Source organism: Roseateles sp. GW823-FHT07B05 (assembly GCF_058794515.1).
The window spans coordinates 45,676-69,392 of record NZ_JBXAGX010000011.1 but is presented as its reverse complement, the minus strand read 5'-3'; the positions used below and the strand labels follow the sequence as shown (position 1 = coordinate 69,392).

The window sequence follows — 23,717 nt, the reverse complement described above, 5'->3', positions numbered from 1 at the left end:
TGTCGGGCGGGATGTCGGGGTCGAGGTGCGGGGCGCGCCTTCGACGTCTTGAGTGGGTGTCATCGCCTGACGCTGGCGACGCTGGAGGACTGGTTGCCCTGCGCGTCCGTCGCGCGGGCCTCCAGCGTGTAGCTGCCCGCTGGCAGCTTGGTGGTGTTCCATTTGTAGGTGAGCGTGCCGCCGCTGGCGCTGGCGACCGGGCTGCCGTTGATCAGCAACTGCAGCTTCAGGCCGGTCGGGCCGGCGTTGTCGCTGGCGCTCACGCTGATGCCCACGTTGCCCGACACGCTGGCGCCGTTGGCGGGGGCGGTGATCGTGACGATCGGCGGCGTGGTGTCCGGCGCGCTGGCCACGGCGTTGCTGACGCTGACGGTCACGCTGCCGGAGCTGCCGGCGTTGCCCATGGCGTCATAGGCCACGGCCGTGAGCGAGGCGTTGCCATTGGGCAGCTGCGTCGTGTCCAGGCTGAAGCCGTAAGGCGCCGAGGTGTCCGAGGCGACGACGCTGTTGCCGACCTTCAGGTCCACGCGGGTCACGCCGACGTTGTCGCTGGCGGTGACGTTGACGGCCAGCAGGCCGCTGACGACGCTGCCGCTCGCGGGTGAGCCGATGGTGGCACTCGGGGCCTGCGTGTCGGAGATGGTGCTGGTGGCCGCGGCCTGCACGGCGGCGGCGGCGTTCACGCGGCCCCAGCCGTAGTAGCTGTCGCGCCCTGCGGTGCCGAGATCCTGGCTGCTGGCGTACAGCAGGCTCTCGAGCTGCGTGTTGGCCATGGCGGGTCGCGCCGACATCATCAGGCCCACGACGCCGGCCACCACGGGGCTGGCCAGCGAGGTGCCCCACCAGGCCTGGTAGCCGCCGCCGCGGGTGGTCGTCCAGATGTCCTGCCCGGGCGCCGAGATGCTGACGAAGCTGCCGTAGCTGGACCATGTCGTCTTCAGGTCGCTGGCGTCCGTGGCGGACACGACGATCATGCTGCTCGTCGGTGCGATGCCTTCGTCGATGCCGTTGTTGCCCGCCGCGACGACGACCAGGCCGCCGCGTGCGCGCATGTACTGCGCTGCCGTTTGCACCGTGGCACTCCCGGCGACACCCGCGTACGAGATGTTGGCGACGCGGGCGCCGTGGTCGGTGGCCCAGTTCAGGCCCTGCGCGACGGTGCTCCAGTACGCATAGGCGTTGGCGTCGGCGATGCGCACCGGCATCAGCAGCGCCTGCCCGGCCATGCCGGCGACGCCCACGCCGTTGTTGACCGAGGCCACCGCGGCACCGGCGACGGCCGTGCCGTGGCCGTTCACGTCTGCCGTGTTGCTGTTGTTGTCGTAGAAGTTCCAGCCCGCCACCAGGCGGCCGGCCAGGTCGGGGTGGGTGGCATCGACACCGGTGTCCAGCACGGCGATCGTCACGCCGCCGCCTTGCGCGGTGTCCCAGGCGCTGGGCAGCCCCAGCCGGCCCAGATGCCACTCGCTGCCGGCGTAGGGATCGTTGGGCGCCAGCGCGGGAGGTGCCAGCTGGTCCAGCTCCGCGAACTTCAAGTGCGGGTGGCGGGCCAGCGTGGCCGCCACGGCTTTCTCGGACGCCGTCGCCGGCAGGTCCAGCACGTAAACATCGGGCGGCCCCAGCCGGCGCGGCGTCGCGCCGTGCACCGAGGCGATCCTGGCGACCTCGCCGGCGCTCAGCCCGGCGCGTGCGCCGATCAACACGCGGCGTGGCGCCCAGGTGCTTTGCGGGCCGGCCGCGGTGGGCCTGTGCGCCAGCTCGGCAATGGCCTGGCCGACCGGGTCCGCCGGCAGCGGCCTGACACGCGCCAGCAGCCGGCCCTGCATCGTGACGAGCACGCAGTCGTCCGCCTCGCAGAACACCAGGGCGCGTTCGGTCTCGTCCTCGGCCCAGCCGCTGCGGGCCACCTCCGGGCAGGCGCGGCCGCCCAGCCGCATGTCACGCAGCGTCGCCTCGTAGGCCTGTTGCCCGGTGATGCCGTCGCGGGCGATGACCACCGTGTCGTCGAAGCGCAGCGCCTGCACCTTGCGGGCCAGCCTGTCGCGGCGTGCGGCAGGCAGATCTTTCAGGCGCAGCACCTGCGCACCCAGATCGCCGGACTGCGCCGGGACTTTGCCGCGATGCCACTCGCAGCTGCCTGCGGGCGTCAGGGCTGCCGAGAGGGCAAGGGCAGCAAGCAGGGGCATGGAGGACTCCGGCGGTGCGGGCGAAACGGCACGGTTGCCAATCTAGGGGGGCAGGGGCCGGGATGCCATGCCGTGAGTGCGCTAGCCCATTCGCGGGGGGGGGGATGGTTTGTCAGCGTTGTCAGAGGCTAGGGAAGGCTCGGAGCGCTGTTCGACAATGCGGCGGATGGCCGCTCCGCTTTTCACCTCTCTCATCACCCCGCCCCCCGCCGCCACGGCGCCCGCGCACGAGCGCTTCCTGCACCTGGTGCGCCTGGCACTGGCCGGCGGGCAGTTCGGCAAGCTGCTGCTGTCCGGCCCGGTCTCGGTCAACGGGGAGGACGAGGACGTGGAGCGCCTGACCGTGCGGCTCGTCGAACTGCGCGGCGAGCCGGCGCTGAGCTTCCTGTGGCGGCACCGCACGAAGGACATCACGAAGAATCACACGCCCGAGGCCGGCGTCGCCGAACTCGCCACGCTGCTGGGGGCGCGCTTTCGCAACGCGCACCTGCACACGGCTTCTGAGGAGGTGCAGTTCGCCGTCAGCCGCAAGGGCCGGGAAACATTGCGAGTGACGCGCCTGGACGGCGCCGAGGACGCCCCTGCACCGGCCGCGCACGACAAGGCCAAGCAGCGCCCGCTGGAGATGGCGCACCCGGTGTGGCGCGCGCTCGGGCTGACCCACCTCGTCAAGGGCGAGCCGGCGCTGGTGCCGGCGATGGCGCGCAAGTGGAAGCAGATCAACCGCTTCGTCGAGATCCTGTCCTCGGCCGTCGAGGAAGCCCAGCTGCACGGCCCCGTGCGCGTTGCCGACTTCGGCTCCGGCAAGGGCTACCTGACCTTCGCCGTGCACGACTGGCTGCAGGCCCACGGTCTGCAGCCGCGCGTGACCGGCATCGAGCTGCGCGACGACATGGTGACGCTGTGCAACGCCGTCATCGACGGCGAGCAGCTGGCCGGCATCCGCTTCGACCAGGGCGACGTGCGCACGCAGCCCGTGCAGCCGCTGGACGTCATGATCGCGCTGCATGCCTGCGACATCGCCACCGACCATGCGTTGCACGTGGGCCTGCAGAGCGGCGCCAAGGTCATCATGAGCTCACCCTGCTGCCACAAGGAGCTGCGCCCGCAGATGATGCTGCCGGCGGTGCTGCGGCCGATGCTGCAGCACGGCATCCACCTGGGCCAGGAAGCCGAGATGGTGACCGACAGCCTGCGCGCGCTGCTGCTGGAGAGCCAGGGCTACCGCACGCAGGTGTTCGAGTTCATCGCGCTGGAGCACACCAGCAAGAACAAGATGATCCTGGCCGTGAAGGCGCAGGGCCCCGCCGCCGAGGTGCTGGCGGCGCGCCGGCCCGAGCTGCTGGCACAGATCGCCGAGATCAAGCGCTTCTACGGGCTGCGCGAGCAGCGGCTGGAGCAGCTGCTGGCGTAGCCCGGCAGATGTGAAAACATCCGGACGCGGCGGCCAATAACTGACAGACTGCCTTGACCCACCCTTGAGGCGACCTGAAGAGATGTCATCGGCAATCCAGGCGAATGGTCTGGCTGGCGGCGTGCCGGTGGACCCGCTGATCGTGCTCATCATCGACGAGGGCGAGCTGTCGCGCTCGGTGCTGGCCAGCATGCTGCGCGACCTGGGCGTGCGCCACCACAACCTGCACATGGCTCGCCGCCCGGAGGAGGCGCGCCGGCTGATCAAGAGCGCGTCGCAGCCCTATGACCTGATCGTCAGCGACATGACGTTCCGTCAGCACGGCCCGCATGACATGACCGGCCAGGACCTGCTGGACGAGCTGCGCCAGGCCAAGGGCCTGCCCATGCAAACGGCCTTCATCATGGTGACCGGAGAGGCCCGCTACCAGCACGTGGCCGAGGCCGTGGAGGGCGCGCTGGACGACTACTTGCTCAAGCCCATCACGGCGCGCCAATTCGAGGAGCGGCTGCAGGTGGTGCTGGCGCGCAAGCAGGCCTTCCGGGCGGTGTTCCAGGCCATCGCGACGGGCGACTATGCCAACGCGGCCGCGCTGTGCGAGGCCATGTTCCGCGACAGCGCGGCCTACCGGGTCTACGCCGCGCGCATCGGCTCGGAGCTCTACCTGCGCCTGGGCCAGCTCGACGCCGCGCGGCGCATGCTGGAGGCGGTGCTGGCCTACAAGGCCGTGCCGTGGGCGAAGCTGGGCCTGGCCCGGCTGGACCTCAGCGGCGCCGACACCGACAGGGCCTGCCGCGCGCTGGAGACCTTGCTGACCGAGAACCCGGCCTATGCCGATGCCTACGACGTCTACGGCCACGCGCTGCTGGAGGACATGAAGGTCGAGGCGGCCGCCGAGGTGCTGGCCAAGGCGGTGCAGATCACGCCCGGCAACGTCTCGCGCCTGCAGAAGCTCGGCTCGTTGCAGCTCTACCTGGGCCAGAGCGCGGAAGCGGCGCGGCATCTCGGCGCGGCGCTGACCATCGGCGCGCAGTCGCGGGCGCTGGACTACCAGGGCGTCGTCGCGCTGGCCATCGCGAGCCTGGATCTGGCCCAGGTCGAGGGCGCCGAGCGTGCCTTCCGCTGCCTGGAGGCCGCGCTGGGCCGCCACCCCGACAGCTACCGGGTGCGCATGTTGAAGCTCACCACCGAGGTGGCGCTGCAGCTGGCACTGCGCCGCGCGGCCTCGGCCCACGCCGGGCTGCGGCAGCTGGCCGCGCAGATCGCCCAGCCCGAGTTCACCTACGAAATGGCCGGCAGCCTGCTGCAGCTGCTGGTGCGCAGCGCCGGCCAGCAGCCCATTCCTGAAGCCATGACCTGGGCCGCGCAGCTGGCGCGGCGCTTCTGCATCTCGCGGCCGCGCACCCACCTGCTGGAGCTGGCCGCCGCGGCGATGCCGGCCGTGGAACTGCTGGTGCGCGACACGGCCCAGGCCATCAATGCGCAGGCCAACGAGGCGATGTCGCACCTGGTCGGCAAGCAGCACCAGCGCACGCTGGAGGCGTTGGCCGAGCTGGCCAGCACCAGCCTCAATGCCCGCATCATCAACCTGGCCCGGGCGACGCTGAACCACCACGGCCCGCGCCTGGCGCCGGACGTGCTGCTGCGGCTGCGGCAGACCATCGACCCGCTGCACGCCAGCCACACCGACGCGGGCCGCCGGCTGGTGGCGCGACAAGACTGAGCCTGGCCCGGCCGGCGTTGACCGAGGAGCCCCATGAGCACCGATCTCACCCCCGTCTTCCACCAGGTCGCGCGTGAACTGGCGGGCCAGCCGGGTGTCGAGCTGGCCGACAGCGCGAAGAAGTCGTTCGGCGCCGGCACGCTGAAGGTGCACGGCAAGATCTTTGCGATGGTCTCGTCGGCGGGCCACTTCGTCGTCAAGCTGCCGCGCGCCCGTGTCGAGGCGCTGGTGGCGCAGGGCGACGGCGAGCGGTTCGACCCCGGCCACGGCCGCGTCATGAAGGAGTGGCTGCAGCTGGCCAGGCCCACGCCGGCGGTGTGCCTGGCGCTGTCGCGCGAGGCGCTGGCCTTCGTGGCCGGCGGATGAGGTTCAACCGCGGCCCGGTCAGGCCGCGCTGCGGCGCCGTGCCAGCAGCGCCAGCCAGCCCAGGCCGGCCAGCACAAGCGCCCAGCGGCCTGGTTCCGGCACCGGCATCGCGCTGGTGACGAAGTGGCCGTCGGTGGCCAGCCCGTTGGCGGCGGTGAAGCCGTAGAACACCGGCACGCCGACCAGGCCCAGCGCGTCGAAGTCCACCGCGGCGCTGACGCTGAAGCTGCCGTGGTCCAGGTTCTCCAGCGTGCCGGTCAGCACGCCGGTGTTGTCGCCGTTGCCGGACGGCGTGTAGTGCAGTGCCGCGTACCACTGGTAGGTGCTGCCGCGGATGGCGTCGCCCAGGCCGGTTTCGGTGGCGGCCAGCGGCGTCACGGAGCCGCCTGACAGCAGCTGCAGGCTGGGCGAGACGGGTTGGCCGTCGAAGTGGAAGGTGTCGATGGCCAGCGCCACGCTGCGGGCGCTCAGCCCCTCGTAGCCCAGGCCCGAGCCGCCGTTGCCGACGCCGGTGGCGTCGGTCAGCGTGAAGGTGAGGCCGTCGCCACGCGTGTCCTGGCTGGCGGGGATGAAGAAGTGGAAGTCGAAGCTGAAGGTCTGGTTGAAGTCCAGCGCCAGCGCGCCGGGCGCGAAACCGGCGCCGGCGGCGTCGTGGGAGGCCGGCGCCGTCAGCACCAGGTTGCTGTACATGAAGCCGTTGCCAGGCACGTCGTTCTGCGCGGTGGCGGTGCCGAACAGCTGCCAGGTGGTGAAGTCACGGTAGCTCCAGGCCATGCTGACGCCGGGATCGGCGTGGGCGCTGGAGGCGAGTGCGGCGCCCAGCAGGGCGGCGGCGAACAGGTGGCGGGCGGTGGTCATCGGGCGTCTCCTCGGCAAGGGAGGCCCAGTGTTGGCAGCGCCCGTTAGGCAAACGTTAGCGGCGGGGGCCGCGTGGCCCCCGCGGACGGGGGATCAGCGACGTTGCTGGCGGCGCACGGCCAGGCTGAGGCTGAGCAGCCCGGCCAGCAGCAGCGCGACGCTGGCCGGCTCGGGCACGGCGGCGGCCTGTTCCACGCCGCTGAGGTGCAGGCGCCAGAAGCCGCCCTTCTGGTCGTTGGCGTTGATGTCGTAGCTGGGCTGGTTCCAGGCGGCCAGCGCGATGGGCGCGTCGCCGTCGTAGACAAAGCCCTGCGACAGCGTGGCGCCCTGCGCGTTGTTGGACGCGGCGTTCAGCACCAGCCGGTAGCTGCCGGCCGCGGTGGCCGTGAACTGCAGGCCGGCGTCGTAGTAGCCGGCGCCGGCGTTGACGAGGCTGCCTCCGTCGTCATCGGCCTGCACGATGGTGCCGCCCGAGGCCAGGAACAGCTGCGGGTCGAAGTTCAGGCCCGACTGCCAGGAGTCGGTCCACAGGCTGACCGAGCTGCCGGCGGCGACCTGGAAGTCGATGACGATCTTGTCGTTGTGGTTCGCGGCCTGGCCTGAGAAGCTGAAGTCGGCGGCGTGGGCGCCCAGGGCCGAGGCGGCGAGGGCGAGTGAGAGCAGGTGCTTGTGCATGTCGTGTCCTTGAGGTGTCAGGGGGCCAGCAGCGGCGGGTTTGCGCGCGAGGGCGTCTGCGCCGACGGGCGCAGGTGGTTCTCGCCGGCGCGCACCTCGAAGGCGGTGCCGAAGGTCTCCACGTTGCTGGGGCTGGCCACGGTGTCCACGTACCACCACTCGCCGACGACGCGGTCGCGGTTCACATCGATGAGCAGGTAGCCGCGGCGCGTCAGCTGCACGTACTTGAGGTGCGGGTTGTAGAAGCGGATGGCGCCGGCCACCGCACCGGTGGTGTCGGTGTCGATGCCGGGCGACGACACCGACGTGCCGACGAACTCCACCGCCAGCGAACCGGTGCCGGTGGCCTTGTCGTACAGCGCGGGGTTGTAGGGGTTGGGGTGCAGGTCGGCGGCCCAGCTGCTGTGGATGTCGCCGGTCAGCACGACGACGTTGTTGACCGGCGCGTGCGTCGCGTCGCCCTGGATGCCGGCGTAGAGGCGGTTGCGGGCCGGCTCGTAGCCGTCCCACTGGTCGCCGTTGATGAAGTACAGGCCTGGATCGGTGGCCTGGTTGCTGCCCGGGGCCTTCAGCTGCGCGAACATGACGCCCTGGCCCAGCAGCTTCCACTGCGCCGGCGTGGCGCGCAGGCGGTTGACGAGCCACTGCTCCTGCGCCTCGCCCAGCAGCGTGCGGCTGGCGTCGTTGTAGCCGGGGTCGGTGGACGCGAAGCCGGCGCCAAAGGCGGTGGCGTGCGTGGCCGTACCCACCTGCTTGGAGCGTGCGTTCAGGCGCTCCTCCAGCATCAGCAGCTCGGCCAGGTCGCCGTAGGCGAAGCTGCGGTGGTTGTCGCGCAGGTTGGCCGTGTCGGCCGGGCGCACCGGCATCCACTCGTAGTAGGCCTGCAGCGCGGCGGCCACGCGGCCCGGCCAGTCGCCCTCGGTGGCGGGCTGGTGGTTCTGCGCGCCGTCCCGGTACGAGTCGTTGGTGACCTCGTGGTCGTCCCAGATCGCGATCATCGGGTGCTGGCGGTGCATGGCCTGCGCGTCGGCGTCGCGCTTGTACTGCGCGTGGCGGGCGCGGTAGTCGGCCAGCGTCACCATCTCGTGCGCCGGCTCGGGCGTGCGCACGCTGCCGTACTGGCCGGCGCCGTACTCGTACAGGTAGTCGCCCAGGTGCATCACCAGGTCCAGGTCCGCGCGCGCGGCGATGCGGGCGTAGGCGTTGAAGTAGCCGTAGGCATGGTTGGAGCAGCTCACCACGGCCATGCGCAGGCTGCTGGCGCCAGTGGTGGGCAGCGTCTTGGTGCGGCCCACAGGGCTGGTGGCGCCCTCGGCGCTGAACTGGTAGTAGTAGGTCGTCGCGGGCTTGAGGCCGGAGGCGTCGACCTTGACCGTGTAGTCGCGGCCCGGGTTGGTCTTGGCGCTGCCGCGCTGCACCACCTGCGTCAGTGTCGCGTCGGTGGCGATGACGTAGCTGACGGTCACGGCCGGCTTCACGCTCGCGGGCGTCACGCGCGTCCACAGGATGACGCGGTCGGCCAGCGGGTCGCCGCTGGCCACGCCATGCTGGAACACCGTGTTGACGGCGGCCTCGGCGGCCAGTGGCAGCAGCGCGGGCGCGGCGGCCAGCGCCAGCGTGCCGGCGCCGGAGCGCTTGAAGAAATCGCGGCGGCTGCTGCCGGTGCGCGCGGGCTGGACTTGTTTCGGACGACCCATGACGACTTTTCTCCTTGTGGGAGCGCGACTATCGCGACGCCGTTTGACCGCCGTGCGACAGCCCGGGCATGGGCCGGCCCATGACCTGGGTCACGTGGAAGCTGGGGATTGCCCGCGCCGGTGGCGCCGCGGACCATCGCGCCCCGCCCGTGATGGGCAGCAACGCGGCCGTGGATGGGCCGCACCGGAGAGAACGAGTGATGAAGACAGCTCTGTGCGCCCTGGCCGGGCTGGCACTGGCCGCCGCAGCGCAGGCGGCGGAGGTGAAGCCCGCGGACAAGGCGCGTGTCGTCGCGCAGCTCAAGGCCAATGCGGTCGTCGCCGCCGCCTTGCGACAGGCGCAGGACTTTGCCGGCACGCGCGACTGCCGCTACGACGTGCTGCGCGTGTCGGCCACGCCGCTGGTGGCGGGGCAGTCCTGGACGTATGAGGCCGAGATCCATTGCAGCAAGGACGAAGCCGCGGCCGTGGTGCGCGTGATGGGCAGCCCGCCGCTGGCGCCCCGCGGCCCGGCGGAGCTGCAGGTGTCGCTGGCATTCGCGGGCTGAGCGTCCGCTGAACTCGGCGCCAGGCGCCGGGGCGCCACCTATCATTTCGCGCCATGGCCCTTGCCCACACCAAGACCCGCGCGCCGCGCCCCCGCGACGGTCTGCTGCTGCCCCGGCCGGCGCTGCTGGACCAGGTGTCGCGCGCACTGGACGAGCAGCGCGTGCTGCTGCTGTGCGCGCCCGCCGGCTACGGCAAGACGGCGCTGCTGACCCAGGCCCTGGCGGCCCAGCCGGCCGACATGGCTATCGCCTGGGTGGCGCTGGACGAAGGTGACGACCTGGGGCGGCTGCTGGACTGCCTGTTCGCCGCGCTCGAGCCCTACGACCCGCCGTGGCGCACCGCGCCCGAAGGCTTGCGTGATGCGGCGCTGCGTGGCGGTGCCGAGCTCATCACGGTGGCCGACGCGATGCTCAACGCGCTGGAGGCCTGCGAGGTGCCGCGCGGCCTCATCGTGCTCGATGACGCGCACCACCTCGCGGACACCGCCTCCCAGCAGTTCCTGGACCGCTGGCTGGCCCGCATGGGCTGGCGCTGGCGGCTGGTGCTGTCGGCCCGGCATGAGCCGCCGCTGCGCCTGGCCCGGCTGCGGGCCGCGGGCGAACTGGCCGACCTGGGCCCTGGCGCGCTGGCGCTGGCGCGTGACGAAGTGGCTCAGCTGGCCCAGGCCGCGGGCCTGGAGGACAGCGCCGTGGACGGGCTGTACGAGCGCTGCCAGGGCTGGCCTGCCGGCCTGCGACTGGCGCTGGGCATGACCCCCGGCGCGCAGCGCCAGCCGTCGGCCATCGACCGCGCCACGTTCGACTACCTCGCTGCCGAGGTGCTGGACCGGCTGGACCCCGGGTTGCGTGGCTTCCTGCTGCGCACCAGCGTGCTGCACGACCTGGATGCCGCGCGCTGCCAGGCGCTGGGCGAAGACAGCCACGCCGGGCACTGGCTGGCCGAGATGGAGCGGCTGTCGCTGTTCGTCACGGTGGTGGACCTGGCGCCGCACACGCTGCGTCTGCACCAGTTGTTCCGCGACATGCTGCAGCAGCGGCTGAGCCAGGAGCAGCCGGCGCTGCACCGCCAGCTGCTGGAGCGCGCCGCGCTGCTGGAGGCCGACCCGGTGCGCCGCCAGGGCCTGCTGCTGGCCGCCGGGCTCCCCGAGCGCGCCGCCGAGCTGCTGCTGGGCGATGGCGCGCTGCTGATGAACCAGCTGGGCGCCCAGGGGCTGATGGAGCTGACCCGGCGCTTCGACCCGGCGTTCGCGGACGCCAGCCCCGAGCTGCACCGCGTCAACGCGCTGGCACTGTGGGTGCTGTGGGAGGTCCGCCAGGCCGAGTGGCACCTGGGGCGGGCCGAGGCCTTGTTCGAGGCGCGCGCCGACGAGACCGGGCTGCGCACCACCCGTGCGCATCGCAGCATCCTGCTCATCGCACAAGGCCGCCTGCACGAGGCCGAGGCGCTGCTGCGCGACCTGGACCCCTTTGCGCTGAGCGGCGAGCTCAAGCGCATCACGCTGCTGGGCCGGGCCTGGCACGCGCTGGAGAGCTGCCACTTCAATGCGGTCGCGCCGCTGTACGACGCGCTCGTCACCGAGCTGCTGCAAAGCGCGTCGCTGGAGGCCTGGTACGCCGGCTCGCCGCCACCGCGGCAGATCAGCTGCCTGGGCATGTCGGCCGTGGTGGACCGCTGGTACCTCGGCGCGCTGCAGGTGGTCGGCGAGCGGCCGCTGCCCTTCGGCGTCAATGCGCACATGGCGCAGGCCTGGAACCTGTTCTGGCAGGGCCGGCTGGACGAGGCGCGCGAGCTGCTGCGGCGGGCCGAGGCCGATGCGGCCTGGTGCGGCCGCATCGTCATCGCGCGCAACCATGGCCAGGCGCTGCACGCGATGCTGGACCTCATCGCCGGGCAGCACGAGTCGGCCGTTGCGCTGATGAAGCTGCGCCTGTCCGAGCATGTGCCGGGCTACGGCGCCTGGGGCGAGTGGCATGCCACCTTCTTCATGGCCCGGATGGCGGCGGCCTGCGGCGACCGCGCCTCGCTGACCGAGGGCCTGGCACGGCTGGTGCGCCTGGGCGCCGACCTGCCCGACCTCGCGCTGCCACACCGCCCGCGGCCGCTGCTCGGGCTGCAGTCGCAGCTGGCGGCGCTGGAGGATCGGCTGGACGACGCCATCGCCGGCTGGCGCGGCCTGCTGGCCGACGGCGAGAGCGGCGACCTGCTGGGCCAGCTGGGCGAGACGCGGGCGCGGCTGGCCGGCGCGCTGCTGGACCGCGGCGACCGCGAGGGCGCCGCGCAGGTGCTGGCGCCGGCGCTGGCCCGGCGCGAGCCGGCCGGCCTGCTGTGGGCCGTGCCCCGGTTGCTGCAGCTGGCCGGTCAGGACTGGGGCGAGCTTCTGGACGCCGCCGCGCTGGCGCGACTGCGGGCCTGGGGCCAGGCCTTGCGCCCCGCCACGCAGCTGGGCGCGGACGCTGCTGCCGCGCCGGCCGATGACCGGCTGTCACAACGCGAGGCGGAAGTCATCGCGCAGATCGCCGCGGGCGCCAGCAACAAGCACATCGCCCGCGCGCTGGACCTGAGCCCCCACACCGTGAAGCGCCATGTGGCCAACATCCTGGACAAGCTGGGCCTGAACTCGCGCGGCGAGGCCGCCGCGTGGTGGAACCAGCGTCAGGCCACGGCGACGAGGCCTGGCGCGCTGGGCTGACCGAGCGCCCGGCACAGCTTGGCCCAGGCGTTGTCGTTGAGCAGCGCGCGGGCCGACGCCAGCACCGGGGCCTGCACCTCGGGCGGCAGGCCGCCGAGCACCTCGGCGCGTTCGGCCGGCGTCAGCGCCGGGATCATCCAGCGCAGCGTCTCGCTCATCTCGCGCGGCCCGATGCTGGCCAGGATGCGGCCGTGCAGCGCCATCAGTTCCTCGTCGCTGTAGGCCGCCCACAGCGCCTGGTTGTGGCGGCTCTCCTCCACGCCCATGTGCTCGAAGTTGTGCGCGACGAAGGTGGCGAAGCGCCGGTAGAGCCGCTGCGCGGCCGCGGCTGACGGCATGGCCCGCAGCGCCGCGCCCTCGGCGCGCAGCGCGGCCAGGCTGTCCAGGTGCTCGTCGTGCTCGGCCTCGATGGCTGCACTGGCGCCGGCACGGCGGGCCTCGATGGCCGGGTGCACGTAGGTGTTCTCCTTGTCCAGGTGGTGGCGCGCGGCGTCCAGCAGCGCGTCCAGCTGGCCCAGCGTGGCCGCCAGCTCCAGCGGGTCGTCGATGTCCAGTCGGCCGAGCTGCTGCAGCGTGTCGCTCATGAAGAGGCGCAAGGCCTTGTGGATGTGGGCGTAGAGGTCGAGGCGGGGGGCGGGTGAGGTCATGGTGGGTCCTGGTGGTCCGGGCGGGATGCCCGATGGCCGCCAGTGTTCCGGCGCCGGGTGCGTCTGCCATCGCTCCGATGGGCCATCCGGGCGATGGCGCGGCATGGCTCTTCGACGCCGCGGCGCGTGGCCCGTCCGGGCGATGGCCGCGCGGACCCTGCTCGGCACAGTGCCGTCAACCCTGAAGCGGCGTCCGGCCCGAACAGGGCTCCCTCCACGTTTCACCCAGGACAACCCATGCAACACCGACTCTCTGCCCGCCGCGCGCTGCGCGCTCCCTGCCTGGCCGCGCTGCTGGCCGCCGCGCTCACCGCCTGTGGCGGCGGCTCATCGACGCCGACCGACGCGTCCCCGCAGCAACCCCAGCCCCAGCAACCCCAGCCCGGCAACGGCGGCAGCGCCGGCTTCAGCTTCACGCTGGACACCAGCAAGGCCATCGTCTGGCAGGGCCAGCAGGCCACCGTGGCCGTCACCGTGCAGCGCGATGCCGGCTTCACCGACGCCATCCAGTTCAGTGCCGAGAGCCTGCCCACCGGCACCACGGCGGCCGCGCTCAGCGTGGCGGCCGGCAGCACCACCGGCACGCTGACGCTGCAGGCCACGTCGACGGCGCCGCACTCGCTGCCGACGGCGGTCACCGTCAAGGGCATCGCGGGCACCGTCAACGCCAGCAAGCCGCTGACCGTCACCGTGCGCGGCCAGGCGGGCGACATCGACACCAGCTTCGGCGGCGGCACGCTGGTGGCCCCCGGCGGGCTGACCGACGACTACGTCCGCGGCGTGGCCGTGCAGGCCGACGGCCGCGTGCTGGTGGCCGGTTTCGGCGTCACCGCCACGGCGACGGGCACCGACTTCCTGCTGGTGCGCCATCTGCGCGACGGCGGGCTGGACACCAGCTTCGGCACGGGTGGCAAGGTCACCACCGGCTTCAACAATGCCGGCCGCAGCGACGAGGCGCTGGCGGTGGCTGTGCAGCCCGACGGCAAGATCCTCGTCGCCGGCACCAGCGACCAGGGCGCCACGGGCTACGACTTCGCGCTGGCCCGCTACAACGCCGACGGCACGCTGGACACGACCTTCGGCAACGTGGGCCGCGTCACCACCTCGTTCGGCAACGGCGCCGACAAGGCCTATGCGTTGCTGCTGCAGCCCGACGGCAAGATCGTGCTGGCCGGCGACAGCAACCAGGGCGCCAGCGGCAACGACTTCGCGCTGGCCCGCTACAACGCCAACGGCACGCTGGACGCGGCCTTCGGCACCGGTGGCAAGGTGCTGACGGCCATCGGCGCCGGCAGCGCGAGCGAGACGGTCTACGCGCTGGCGCTGCAGACCGTCGGCGGCGCGCAGCGCCTCGTCGCCGTCGGCGGTGAGGGCGACTTCATCGTCGCCGGCTACAAGGCCGACGGCACGCTGGACACGGGCTTCGGCACGGGTGGCATCGTCAACGCCTTGTTCGGCAGCGTCACCGGCGCCGCGCGCGGTGTCGTCGTGACGGCCGACAACCAGCTGGTGCTGGCCGGCCATCACGACCACGACTTCGCGGCCGTGCGCCTGAGCCCCAGCGGCGTGCTGGATGCCAGCTTCGGCACCGGCGGGCGCGTCACGCTGCCGGTCAGCACCACCAACTGGGACGAAGCCACCGCGCTGGTGCAGCAGGCCGACGGCAAGCTGCTGCTGGGCGGCTGGGTCTACACCGGCAACAGCTCCAGCGCCGACACGGTGCTGGTGCGCCTGAACGCCAACGGCAGCGCTGACGCCGGCTTCGGCCCCGGCGGCGTGCGCACCACGGCCGTCGCTGCCGGTACCCGCACCGACTCTGGCCGGGCGCTGGCGCTGCAGCCCGACGACCGCGTGCCCACCGTGCGTGTGCTGCAGGCCGGCGAGGCCAGCGGCACGAGCGACCTCGACGTGGTGCTGATGCGCCACTGGCTGTGACCGCGCGCGCCGGGCCCCGGCCCGGCGCTCCCGCTCCCCTGACTCTGGAGATCCCCATGTCCTTGTCCCTCCGACTGCTGGCGCCGCTGTGCGCCGGCCTGCTTGTGCTCACCGGTTGCGGCGGCGGCGGTGATGGCGGCGCGCCGTCCGGCAGCCCCGACACGCCGACCCCGTTGCCGCCCGCGGCGACGATGTCGGCGATGGCCGGCTCCGCCGCCCACGTCACCCTCCGCTGGCAAGGCGGCAGCGCCGGCCAGACCTGGCGGCTGGAACGCCGCGCCGGCGAGAGCGGGGCGTTCAGCGCCGTGGCCGATGTCGACAGCGGCGCCGGCCTGTGGATGGACACCGGCCTCACTGCCGATACGGCCTACCGTTACCGCGTGACGCGCGCCGACGGCAGCGTCGCCGCCACGGCGGATGCGCGCACCGGCAGCGATGCCGCGCGGGTGACGCCCGCCCCGCAGCCGGCCGGCGACGCCGTCTCGCTGCCCTTCACGACCGACACCCGCCGCCTTGCGCTGGCCGACGGCGCGCTGGCGCTGTCGCTGCCGGCCGGCGCCTTCAGCCAGGCCGGCACCGCCACCGTGCAGCCGGTGAGCAACCCGCTGCCCGACGGCGTGGGCACCGGCTTCGCGCTGAGCCTGCCCGAACGCCCGGCGCAGTCGCTGAGGCTGTCGCTGCGCTACGGCATGAACGAAAGCGCGGACGACGTGACCTCGGACCGCCTCGCGGTGCAGCAGGCCGACGGCAGCTGGTGGCTGCTGCCGCTGGCGGCGCACGGCGAAGGTGAGCGCCTGCTGACGGTGGACCTGCCCGTGTCCCTGTGGCCGCAGGCCGTGACCGCCCAGGCGCTGCAGGCACATCAGGCCGCGCTGCCCACGCCTTCCGCCAAGCTGCATGTCGTACGCGTGAAGGCCCACAAGCTGCTGCCGGCCTCCGCCAGCGTGCGGGTGCTGGGCAGCCAGCGCTTCGTGCCGGTGTCCATCTACACGGTCAGCGACAACATCTCCTGCGAGAGCCCCGCCGATGGCGACATCTGCATCCCGACGCCGGTGCTGCGCGACGTGACGATGCCGGTGCGCAACACCAAGGCCGGCTACCAGCGCCAGTGGGAGCTGCAGGACAGCACCACGCCCGCGCCGGCGCTGGGCGTGCTGGCGGCGGAATCAGGCAGCGGCGTGGTCTACACGGCGCCCGCCCAGGTGCCTGCCACCAACCCGCTGACGCTGCGTTTCACCAGCACCCATGTCGCCAGTGGGCGGCGCCTGGTGCTGACCGCGCAGGTGCGCGTCGTGGAGGACGCCTGGACCGGCGAGCTTGAGGGCAGCATCGGCGCCGGCGGCGCCGGCCACGTGTTCCGGCTGACGACGCGCTGGACGCTGGATGCCGGCAAGAGCACCGACACCCGCCGCGTCTACCGCCCCACAGGCGATGCCACCCACATCTACACCATCGATGACACGGGCTGCACCCACACCGTGACGCCCCGGCAGCTGCCACTGGCGCAGGCCGACGCGATGGGCGAGCTGGTGGTGGACGAGTCGGTGAGCCCGGCTCGCTACACCCTGGGACTGAGCACGCGCTGGGATTCCGTGCTGACCGTGAGCTGCCCAACCGGCACCGTCTCCGGCCCCACCGCAGCGGGCTACATCTGGGATGTGCGCGGCGACGTCTCGGCGGGCCGCATCCAGGGCCTCGAGGTCGTCCTTGGCGGCACTCGCAGCTGGTCGCTGGAGCGGCCGCAATGAGGGCAGGTCTCGCGGCCCTCGGGCTGGTGCTGGCCGCGTCGGCGCAGGCCAGCCTGCCCGAACGGCTGAGCCAGACCGGCCTGGGCGAGCCCGGCGTGCGGCCGTTCGAGCCGCGCTTCGCGCTGTGGAGCGATGGCGCGGCCAAGCAGCGCTGGATCGCGCTGCCGCCGGGCACGGCGGTCGATGCGAGCCGGCCCGATGCCTGGCGCTTCCCCGTCGGCACGCGGCTGTGGAAGACCTTCAGCGTGGACGGCCTGCCGGTGGAGACACGCCACATGCAGCTGGGCGCAGACGGCCGCTGGCAGTTCGCCAGCTACCTCTGGCAGGGTGGCGACGCGGTGCGCGCACCGGACCGGGGCCAGGCGCTCACGCTGCCAGGCGGCCGGCGCTACGAGGTGCCGTCGGTGGGCGACTGCGTCGCCTGCCACGCCGGGGCGCGCAGCCCGGTGCTCGGGTTTGCCGCGCTGCAGCTGGGCCCGGCCGTGCCGGCGCTGCTGCGCGATGGTCTGCTCGCGAACGCCCCGGCCGCCTGGGCCGCGCAGCCGCCCGACTTCATCGCCGCCGACGCCACCGCTCACGCCGCGCGCGGCTACCTGCACGGCAACTGCGCGCACTGCCATCACGGTGACATCGGCGACGGCGGTGTGCCCGTGCCGCTGCGCCTGGCGCTGGACGTGGGTGCACCGCCCGCGCCACTGCACGCCGAGCAGCGGGCCGCCGTGCTGCGCCGTGCCGGCACCCGCAACCCCTACCAGCAGATGCCGCCCCTGGGCACCCGCGTGGTCGACGCCGTGGGCCTGGCGCTGCTGGCCCGTCACTTCAACCTGGAGATTCATCCATGAGAGCCCTGATTCCCCTGCTCGTGCTGCTGGCCGGTGCCGCGCACGCCAGCGACCGCATCGAGCGCGGCCGCTACCTCGTCAACACCAGCGGCTGCACCGACTGCCACACGCCGCTCAAGATGGGGGCCAACGGCCCGGAGCCTGACCTGGCTCGTGCGCTGTCCGGCCACCCGGCAGGCTTCGCCGTCACGGCGCCTGCGGCAGTGCTGCCGGTGCCGTGGATGGTGGCCATCGCGGCCACCGGTACGGCCTACGCAGGCCCCTGGGGCGTGAGCTTCGCAGCCAACCTGACGCCCGACCCCGACACCGGCCTGGGCCGCTGGAGCGAGGACGACTTCGTGCAGACCATCCGCACCGGCCGCCACCTGGGCCGCGGCAGACAAGTACTGCCGCCCATGCCCATTCCCGTCTACAGCCAGATGACGGACGACGACCTCAAGGCCGTCTTCGCCTACCTGAAGAGCGTGCCGGCCATCCGCAACAAGGTGCCCGAGCCGCTCGCCCCCCCGATGGCCGCCCGGCCCTGAACGCAGGACCGGCATCCACGCCCTCACACGCGATCCCCTGCAACCCTACCTACCCAGGAGCCCAACATGTCCTTTCATCCACGCCACGCACTGGCGGCCTTGTGCCTGTTCACCCTGTCCCTTCCGAGCCTCGCAGCGGTGCTGCAGGGCAGCAGCTTCGGCGTGACGGCCGAGGCCGGCAGCGTCAAGGCCGGCGGCTGGTACCAGTCCACGGCGAGCGCTTCGCACGGCAGTGCCAGCGGCAACACCGAAGCCAGCGCCTGGGGCAGCTCGGAGTCCTTCAGCGTCCATGCGCGGGCCTGGACGTCCGAGAACCCGACGCTGCCGATCTACTGCACGGTGTACACCTGCTCGTGGCAGACCCATGCCAGCGTGTCGGTGTGGGACACCGTCACCATCACCCCCGCCGCGAACAGCACCGAGACGCTGGACTACCGGTTCGCCATCGACGGCTTCCGCAAGCGTGGCCCGTGGGCCTACGGCAGCGGCACCACGGCCACCTCCTGGTATTACATCGGCACCGACGCCAACGGCTGGTACACGCCCAACATGCGCACGCTGGGCAACGGCAAGATGGAGGCGGCCGGCACCGTGGAGGCGCGCAATGGTCAGCCCATCACGCTGTACGTGTACGGCGCGCTGTCGGTGTCGGCTCGCGACGGCGCCGTGGCCGACTACAGCCACACCATGTCGTTCCACTGGGACCTGCCGCCCGGCTGGACCTACACCTCCGCCTCCGGGCACTTCTCGCCCGTGGCGGCGCCCGTGCCCGAGCCCGCCAGCATGGCGCTGATGGCCAGCGGCCTGTTCGGCCTCGCCGTGCTGCACCGGCGCCGTCGCAGCGCCGCGCGATGACGGCCCGGTGCCGTCGCCCGCGCTGATTCCCTGTCCGGTGACGGCGCAAAGGAAAGCCCCGACCGGTGTTCACCGGTCGGGGCGCAAAAGCGCTTCACACCGCCCGGGACATCCGCCTCGCGGCGGACATGGGGCTGCGGTGTGCATCACAGCGCAGGCGGCTGACGCGGGCGACACCGGGGTGACGCTGGCGGGCCGGGAAGCTCATGCTTTCATGGTCGCGGGCGGGCTCGAGTTCCGCCTCGCCAGGGGCCGCAGCGTTGCCGGGGGCCGTGCACTGGTGACAGAACGGATCATCGGCGCAGCCCGCCGTGAACAAAGCCGCAATCAGCGGGGCGGGGCCGCCCTTTTTTGGGCTCAGCGCCGGTGCATCCCCATCCGCAGCCGCCGCCAGCCCATCACCGTGCCAGTGACGGACAGCGCCAGCCCGGCCCCGCCGAAGCCCAGCATCCAGGCGTCCCAGGCCGGGCGGGCGTTGAGGAACACGGGCAGGTCGAAGCTGTGCAGGAAGGCGAACAGCCAGCGGTCGGTGCGCTGGTGGCCGTTGCTGGTCTGCACGATGGCGCCGGTGGCGGGGTCCAGCACGACGGTGTGGGCCTGGGCATCGTCGAAGTGCAGGCGCAGCGCCGGCAGCGGGCGTTCGCGCTGGCCGGTCATCGTGTGCGCCTCGCGGCTGTAGTAGTGGCTGTCGAAGGCGGTCAGCCACTCGCGCCGGACGATGTTCGCCTGCGGCAGCAGCCGCGCCGCGGCCTGCACCAGCGTGGCCTCGGGCAGCGCTGCCAGGCGCCGGCCCTCGCCATCCACGAGGAACTGGCCGGACACCGTCTGCACCAGCACCCAGGGCTGGCCGGCCACGCGGCGCCACTCCAGCAGGCGCGGCTGCTGGCCCTGGGCCTGCAGACCCGCGAGCACGCGGCTGGCGTCGGGCGCATCGTCCGCGCGTAGCGGGCCCCCGGCGTAGGCCGCGCGGTCGGGCCGGGGGCCGGGCGCGTCGAAGACCTTCCAAGGGTTCATCGAGAACAGGCCCGACACCACCCAGGTCAGCGCCAGCGTGCCGCCGGTGAGCCCCACCACGTGATGCCAGCGCGCCAGCCGGCCGCGGTAGGGCGAGCGCGCGCCGCTCTTGTAGCGGCCCCGAAAGCGCCAGCGCCACATGCCCACCACCAGGCCGCTCAGCGCCAGCACGCCGCCGGCGATGGACAGCCAGACGACGATGTCGGTCCACCACGCGTTCAGCGCACCGCCGCGGAAGAGGTACAGCCAGTGCAGCCAGGCGCCCACCCAGCCCCAGGTGCGCTCCGTGAACGTGGCGTCGCGCACCACTTCGCCGGTGCGGCCGCTGACGTACAGCCACAGGCCGCTGCCGTCTTCCACCGCGACGCGGTGCAGCGGGCGGTGGGCATCCAGCGCGCGGGAATGGGTCCAGGCGTCTTCGGTGACATCGCCCAGCCAGCGTACCGGCGCCCCGCCGGCGAAGTGCGAGGCGGACACCTGCGCGGCGTCGCGTGTGACGGCCTCGATGCGCCGGCCGGTGGCGGCGTCCACCGCCACCGCTGCCTGGCGGCCGTCGCCGAACAGGTAGCGCGGCTCGCCGGCCACGGCCGCCAGGCGCCACGACGTGGGCGACTTCAGCCCGGCCGCGTCCAGCGCCCGGTCCAGCGACACGCAGCAGCCGGGGCCGGCCTTGAGCACCGCCAGGCCCTGCAGCTGCTCGGCCGGTGTGAGCTTGGGGTAGCCCACGTACAGCATCACCATGCCGGACAGGAACCACAGCGCCATCACCAGGCACAGCGCGATGCCGGCCCAGCGATGCAGCAGGTAGAGCAGGCGCTTCATGGTCAGAAGCGCCAGTCCAGCGCGGCGCTGATGCTGCGGGGGGCACCCAGGTAGGGCAGGCTGGTGCTGAGGCTGGCCACGTAGCGGGTGTCCGTCACGTTGTCCACGCGGGCGCGGGCCGTGAGCTGCGGCGTGATGCGCAGCGTGACGTTCAGGCCCAGCAGCGAGTACGCCTCGTCCCACACCGTGTTGGCGGTGTTGGCGTAGCGCTTGCCGACGTGGCGCCAGTCGGCGCCCAGCGTCAGCGACTCGTTGGCGCGCCAGTCGACGCTGCCGCCCAGCACCACGGCCGGCACGTTGGCCGGGCGGTTGCCGGCCCGCGAGACGGTGGTGGCGCCGACGGTCTCGACGAAGCTGTCGAATCGCGCGCGCGTGTAGCTGGCCTGGCCGGCCACCGTCAGCGCAGCCGTTGCACGCCAGCGCGTGGACAGCTCCACGCCCCGGCTGCTCTGCGCGCCGACCGGGATGACCTGGGTGCGGTCGTTGGGGTCGGTGATGGAGAGGTTCTTGCGCGTGATGTCGTACACCGCGACCGTGGCCCAGCCGCGGCCGCCGTCGAAGCCCCACTTGCTGCCCAGTTCCAGCTGCCGGGCCTTGGTCAGGTCGAAGTCGCGCAGCGCCGAGAAGCCTGCCGTGGCCAGCACGCCCGACGGCGGGTCGGCGGCGGTGCTGGCCTGCGCGTAGACCTGCCAGTCGCTGCGCAAGTCCTTCACCAGGCCCAGCCGGCCGGTGACCGGCGAGAAGTCGGTGGTGAACAGCGCGGGGTTGGTGGCGGTGACGGCGCGGTGGTTGCGCACGTCCAACGCGATGCGGTCGGTGCGCAGCGCGCTGACCACGGCCCAGCCATCGCCCAGCTCGGTGCGGTTCTCGGCAAACAGCGCGAAGGTGCGCAGCAGGTTGGTGGCGCCGGGGGTGTAGGTGCGCGTGATGCCCGGCGTCTGCAGGAAGAAGCGGTCGGCCGGCGTGTAGGGGCTGGTGGTGTCGAACGGGCCATTCACCGACAGCGGAAAGCGCGTCTGCTCGTTGAAGCTCCAGTCCCAGCCCAGCGCGAAGTCCGAGCGCTGGCCGGCGATGCGGGTGCCATGGCTCAGCGAGGCGCGGCTGCCGGTGACGCGCTGGTCGTGGCGCTGCAGCAGCGCGCTGGAACGCTCCACCGCGGTATTGCCGGCCTTGAAGGTGTAGACCTCGACGTTGTCGTAGTCGCGCAGCGCGTCGTAGTGGTACAGCGTGTGGCTCACGCGGGTCTGGGGCGACAGCGTCCACTCGAGCAGCGAGCGGGCCCAGGTCACGTCCTGCTCGTAGCGGCCATCCACGACGTTGTAGTTGACGCCGTCCGTGCCCGCGTCGAAGGCCAGCCTGCCCGTGACGGTGCCGTCGGCCGCGCGCAGCATGGGCGTGCCCCAGTAGGGCTGCGTCACCTTCTCGTGCTGTCGCTCGACGGCCAGCGTGTGCACCAGGCCTGCGGCCAGTGGCGCTCGCCAGGACGCGCTGGCCTGCCAGGCGCTGCGGTCGCGGCCCTGCGTCCACAGCGCGCCCTCGCTGCGGTTCAGCTCCACGCGCAGCACCTGCTCGCCCAGCGTGCGCTGCAGGCTGGCTGCCGCCTGGGCGCGGTCGCCGGTGGCGACGTACAGCCGCGAGATGTCGCCACTGGTGTCGGCCACCTTGGTGATGACGTTGAGCGTGCCGCCCACGGCCCCCGAGCCGTTGAGGAAGCTGGACGGACCACCGACGGCCTCCAGCCGCTCGACGATCCAGCTGTCCACGGGGCGTGCGGCGATGGCGTCGTACTGCACGCTGATGCCGTTGTAGAGCTGGGCCAGCGAGCCCGAGCCGAAGCCGCGGTAGACCACGCTGCCGGCGGAGCCCGGCGGGTCGGCGGCCACCACGCCCGGCACGCCCTTGAGCAGGTCCTGCGTGTTGGCGGCGCCGCGCGCCTCGATGGCCTCGCGGTCGATGACGGTGACGCTGGCGGGGGTCTGCTTCAGCGTCAGGCCCAGGCGGGAATTGCCGCCGGCGTCGGCGTTCAGGCCGCTGGCGGTGCCGCTGACGGAGACGCGCTCCAGCGCGGTGGTCTGTGACAGCGCGGAAAAACTCAGGCAGGCAAGCGCCAGCGGCGCGAGGTGGGGAACGTGCTTCATGGAAAGGCTCAGGCGAAGGCCCGTCGCGCGCCTTCGAGGGCGTCGCGGTCGGTCAGGAACGGGGAAGAGGGCAGCCGTGAGCGGCCGCCGAGACAGGCCAGGCGTCAGGCCACGGGCGGCGCGTGCAGCCGCTGGGCGAGCCAGCGCCGCACGGGGTCGCGGGCCGTCGTGCCCGCAGGCGTGGCCGTGGCATCGGCCGGCGCCGGGCCCGGGGCCAGGGCCAGCCGCGGCGGCAGCGCGGGCAGCGGCAGCGCCGCCAGCAGCGTGGCCAGCGGGCAGGCCTGGTGCGCGTGGCCGGCGGTGTCGTCGGTCGACGCCGGCTGGGTGCGCACGCCGTAGACCGAGCACACGTCCGCCGTCGACACGCCGCGTGCCCTCGCCGCGCCCGCGGCCAGCCAGGGGACGGCCGCCTTGAGCAGCAGGCCCAGCACGAGCAGCGCCACCCACCCGGCGCGTGCGGCGCGGGTGGTGGTGCGGCAGGGCAGGCCGGTGGGCGCCATCAGTGCGCGTGGGCGGCGGGCTGGGCGGGCGAGACGATGAGCTTGACGGCCGGCGCGCGCGGCTTTGGGTTGTCGGCGCTGGGCAGCTCGGCCCAGTGCCATTCGCCCTGCGTGCAGAGCTGGCGCACCGGGAACCACAGCGTGCCGGGTTCGGCCGGCAGGCTGGCGCGGATGACGAACTCGTCGAACCAGTCGTCCTGCAGGAAGTCGGCCGGCGTGTTGGCCGTCCAGCGCACCTCGGCCAGTTCGTCGGTGACGGGCTTGCCGTGGCTCTCGTACGGGCTCTTCAGCGGGCGGCGCGTGGTGGTCAGCGTCCAGCCGGGCTTGGGGCTGGGCTTGGCGCCGCGCAGGCCGGTGGGCAGCGTGACGATGACGACGGTCGTCGCCGCGCCGTTGCAGCCGTGGCCGATGCGGAACGCGGCTCGGTAGCTGCTGCCGGCCGCGGCTTCGGGCTGGTCCAGCACGACGTGGGCCTGGGCCGAGGCGCTCAGCAGGGCCAGGGCAGTGATGACGAAGGCTTTCATGCGGCTCT

General features: G+C 72.8%; 19 protein-coding genes. 10 read left to right on the top strand and 9 right to left on the bottom strand.

What is annotated here, in order from left to right; genetic code table 11:
- Positions 1–59: 59 nt before the first annotated feature.
- Complete coding sequence (locus AC1Q7O_RS21025) at positions 60–2,186, bottom strand: MHFG family PEP-CTERM protein (protein WP_492660383.1); 2,127 nt, start codon at positions 2,184–2,186, stop codon at positions 60–62.
- 166 nt (positions 2,187–2,352) lie between these two features.
- Here AC1Q7O_RS21025 and AC1Q7O_RS21020 point away from each other — a divergent pair, with 166 nt between their 5' ends.
- From AC1Q7O_RS21020 to AC1Q7O_RS21010, 3 genes are all read left to right on the top strand, one after another.
- Positions 2,353–3,600: a class I SAM-dependent methyltransferase gene (locus tag AC1Q7O_RS21020; RefSeq protein WP_492660382.1), complete on the top strand. Its 1,248-nt coding sequence runs from the start codon at positions 2,353–2,355 to the stop codon at positions 3,598–3,600.
- Positions 3,601–3,682: 82 nt separating this feature from the next.
- Entirely contained in the window at positions 3,683–5,323 is a 1,641-nt protein-coding gene (locus tag AC1Q7O_RS21015; RefSeq protein ID WP_492660381.1) for a response regulator, read from the top strand.
- 33 nt (positions 5,324–5,356) lie between these two features.
- Positions 5,357–5,689 (top strand): hypothetical protein, encoded by a 333-nt coding sequence (locus AC1Q7O_RS21010; protein WP_492660380.1) that lies wholly within the window; start codon positions 5,357–5,359, stop codon positions 5,687–5,689.
- A gap of 18 nt (positions 5,690–5,707) precedes the next feature.
- On the opposite strand, the gene AC1Q7O_RS21005 is transcribed toward AC1Q7O_RS21010, so the two are convergent.
- The 3 genes from AC1Q7O_RS21005 to AC1Q7O_RS20995 form a co-directional block, all read right to left on the bottom strand.
- Positions 5,708–6,547, bottom strand: coding sequence for a PEP-CTERM sorting domain-containing protein (locus AC1Q7O_RS21005; RefSeq protein ID WP_492660379.1), 840 nt, complete (start codon positions 6,545–6,547; stop codon positions 5,708–5,710).
- A 93-nt stretch (positions 6,548–6,640) separates the two neighbouring features.
- On the bottom strand, positions 6,641–7,222 hold the full coding sequence (locus AC1Q7O_RS21000) for a DVUA0089 family protein (RefSeq protein ID WP_492660378.1): 582 nt from the start codon (positions 7,220–7,222) through the stop codon (positions 6,641–6,643).
- A gap of 17 nt (positions 7,223–7,239) precedes the next feature.
- Positions 7,240–8,919 carry an alkaline phosphatase D family protein gene (locus tag AC1Q7O_RS20995; protein ID WP_492660377.1) on the bottom strand — a complete coding sequence of 560 codons (1,680 nt, stop codon included), beginning with the start codon at positions 8,917–8,919 and terminating at the stop codon, positions 7,240–7,242.
- Between the two features lie 200 nt (positions 8,920–9,119).
- Here AC1Q7O_RS20995 and AC1Q7O_RS20990 point away from each other — a divergent pair, with 200 nt between their 5' ends.
- Both AC1Q7O_RS20990 and AC1Q7O_RS20985 read left to right on the top strand, forming a co-directional pair.
- Positions 9,120–9,467: a hypothetical protein gene (locus AC1Q7O_RS20990; protein WP_492660376.1), complete on the top strand. Its 348-nt coding sequence runs from the start codon at positions 9,120–9,122 to the stop codon at positions 9,465–9,467.
- 53 nt (positions 9,468–9,520) lie between these two features.
- On the top strand, positions 9,521–12,157 hold the full coding sequence (locus tag AC1Q7O_RS20985; RefSeq protein WP_492660375.1) for a winged helix-turn-helix domain-containing protein: 2,637 nt from the start codon (positions 9,521–9,523) through the stop codon (positions 12,155–12,157).
- On the opposite strand, the gene AC1Q7O_RS20980 is transcribed toward AC1Q7O_RS20985, so the two are convergent.
- A complete protein-coding gene (locus tag AC1Q7O_RS20980) occupies positions 12,121–12,804 on the bottom strand; it encodes a hemerythrin domain-containing protein (protein ID WP_492660374.1) in 684 nt (227 codons plus the stop codon). The two genes, AC1Q7O_RS20985 and AC1Q7O_RS20980, sit on opposite strands and share 37 nt — an antisense overlap.
- 237 nt (positions 12,805–13,041) lie before the next feature.
- On the opposite strand from AC1Q7O_RS20980, the gene AC1Q7O_RS20975 reads away from it, so the two are divergent.
- From AC1Q7O_RS20975 to AC1Q7O_RS20955, 5 genes are all read left to right on the top strand, one after another.
- Entirely contained in the window at positions 13,042–14,739 is a 1,698-nt protein-coding gene (locus tag AC1Q7O_RS20975; protein WP_492660373.1) for a hypothetical protein, read from the top strand.
- Between the two features lie 56 nt (positions 14,740–14,795).
- On the top strand, positions 14,796–16,487 hold the full coding sequence (locus tag AC1Q7O_RS20970) for a hypothetical protein (RefSeq protein ID WP_492660372.1): 1,692 nt from the start codon (positions 14,796–14,798) through the stop codon (positions 16,485–16,487).
- On the top strand, positions 16,484–17,329 hold the full coding sequence (locus AC1Q7O_RS20965; protein WP_492660371.1) for a hypothetical protein: 846 nt from the start codon (positions 16,484–16,486) through the stop codon (positions 17,327–17,329). Before AC1Q7O_RS20970 ends, AC1Q7O_RS20965 begins: the two co-directional genes overlap by 4 nt.
- A complete protein-coding gene (locus tag AC1Q7O_RS20960) occupies positions 17,326–17,856 on the top strand; it encodes a c-type cytochrome (RefSeq protein ID WP_492660370.1) in 531 nt (176 codons plus the stop codon). The genes AC1Q7O_RS20965 and AC1Q7O_RS20960 overlap by 4 nt, the downstream gene beginning before the upstream one ends.
- 66 nt (positions 17,857–17,922) lie before the next feature.
- Positions 17,923–18,711 (top strand): PEP-CTERM sorting domain-containing protein, encoded by a 789-nt coding sequence (locus AC1Q7O_RS20955; RefSeq protein ID WP_492660369.1) that lies wholly within the window; start codon positions 17,923–17,925, stop codon positions 18,709–18,711.
- A 357-nt stretch (positions 18,712–19,068) separates the two neighbouring features.
- On the opposite strand, the gene AC1Q7O_RS20950 is transcribed toward AC1Q7O_RS20955, so the two are convergent.
- The 4 genes from AC1Q7O_RS20950 to AC1Q7O_RS20935 all read right to left on the bottom strand — a co-directional run bounded on the left by AC1Q7O_RS20950 (position 19,069) and on the right by AC1Q7O_RS20935 (position 23,709).
- On the bottom strand, positions 19,069–20,547 hold the full coding sequence (locus AC1Q7O_RS20950; protein ID WP_492660368.1) for a PepSY domain-containing protein: 1,479 nt from the start codon (positions 20,545–20,547) through the stop codon (positions 19,069–19,071).
- Between the two features lie 2 nt (positions 20,548–20,549).
- Positions 20,550–22,685: a TonB-dependent receptor gene (locus AC1Q7O_RS20945; protein WP_492660367.1), complete on the bottom strand. Its 2,136-nt coding sequence runs from the start codon at positions 22,683–22,685 to the stop codon at positions 20,550–20,552.
- A 104-nt stretch (positions 22,686–22,789) separates the two neighbouring features.
- On the bottom strand, positions 22,790–23,185 hold the full coding sequence (locus tag AC1Q7O_RS20940) for a DUF2946 family protein (RefSeq protein ID WP_492660366.1): 396 nt from the start codon (positions 23,183–23,185) through the stop codon (positions 22,790–22,792).
- Positions 23,185–23,709 (bottom strand): YcnI family copper-binding membrane protein, encoded by a 525-nt coding sequence (locus AC1Q7O_RS20935; protein ID WP_492660365.1) that lies wholly within the window; start codon positions 23,707–23,709, stop codon positions 23,185–23,187. Before AC1Q7O_RS20935 ends, AC1Q7O_RS20940 begins: the two co-directional genes overlap by 1 nt.
- Positions 23,710–23,717: the final 8 nt, after the last annotated feature.

Coding starts and splice junctions, on each gene's coding strand:
- AC1Q7O_RS20995 (WP_492660377.1), bottom strand. CDS start 8,919: ATGGGTCGTCCGAAACAAGTCCAGCCCGCGCGCACCGGCAGCAGCCGC.
- AC1Q7O_RS20955 (WP_492660369.1), top strand. CDS start 17,923: ATGTCCTTTCATCCACGCCACGCACTGGCGGCCTTGTGCCTGTTCACC.
- AC1Q7O_RS20935 (WP_492660365.1), bottom strand. CDS start 23,709: ATGAAAGCCTTCGTCATCACTGCCCTGGCCCTGCTGAGCGCCTCGGCC.
- AC1Q7O_RS21025 (WP_492660383.1), bottom strand. CDS start 2,186: ATGCCCCTGCTTGCTGCCCTTGCCCTCTCGGCAGCCCTGACGCCCGCA.
- AC1Q7O_RS20940 (WP_492660366.1), bottom strand. CDS start 23,185: ATGGCGCCCACCGGCCTGCCCTGCCGCACCACCACCCGCGCCGCACGC.
- AC1Q7O_RS21015 (WP_492660381.1), top strand. CDS start 3,683: ATGTCATCGGCAATCCAGGCGAATGGTCTGGCTGGCGGCGTGCCGGTG.
- AC1Q7O_RS20975 (WP_492660373.1), top strand. CDS start 13,042: ATGCAACACCGACTCTCTGCCCGCCGCGCGCTGCGCGCTCCCTGCCTG.
- AC1Q7O_RS20950 (WP_492660368.1), bottom strand. CDS start 20,547: ATGAAGCGCCTGCTCTACCTGCTGCATCGCTGGGCCGGCATCGCGCTG.
- AC1Q7O_RS20980 (WP_492660374.1), bottom strand. CDS start 12,804: ATGACCTCACCCGCCCCCCGCCTCGACCTCTACGCCCACATCCACAAG.
- AC1Q7O_RS20985 (WP_492660375.1), top strand. CDS start 9,521: ATGGCCCTTGCCCACACCAAGACCCGCGCGCCGCGCCCCCGCGACGGT.
- AC1Q7O_RS21020 (WP_492660382.1), top strand. CDS start 2,353: ATGGCCGCTCCGCTTTTCACCTCTCTCATCACCCCGCCCCCCGCCGCC.
- AC1Q7O_RS21005 (WP_492660379.1), bottom strand. CDS start 6,547: ATGACCACCGCCCGCCACCTGTTCGCCGCCGCCCTGCTGGGCGCCGCA.
- AC1Q7O_RS20965 (WP_492660371.1), top strand. CDS start 16,484: ATGAGGGCAGGTCTCGCGGCCCTCGGGCTGGTGCTGGCCGCGTCGGCG.
- AC1Q7O_RS20970 (WP_492660372.1), top strand. CDS start 14,796: ATGTCCTTGTCCCTCCGACTGCTGGCGCCGCTGTGCGCCGGCCTGCTT.
- AC1Q7O_RS20960 (WP_492660370.1), top strand. CDS start 17,326: ATGAGAGCCCTGATTCCCCTGCTCGTGCTGCTGGCCGGTGCCGCGCAC.
- AC1Q7O_RS20945 (WP_492660367.1), bottom strand. CDS start 22,685: ATGAAGCACGTTCCCCACCTCGCGCCGCTGGCGCTTGCCTGCCTGAGT.
- AC1Q7O_RS21010 (WP_492660380.1), top strand. CDS start 5,357: ATGAGCACCGATCTCACCCCCGTCTTCCACCAGGTCGCGCGTGAACTG.
- AC1Q7O_RS21000 (WP_492660378.1), bottom strand. CDS start 7,222: ATGCACAAGCACCTGCTCTCACTCGCCCTCGCCGCCTCGGCCCTGGGC.
- AC1Q7O_RS20990 (WP_492660376.1), top strand. CDS start 9,120: ATGAAGACAGCTCTGTGCGCCCTGGCCGGGCTGGCACTGGCCGCCGCA.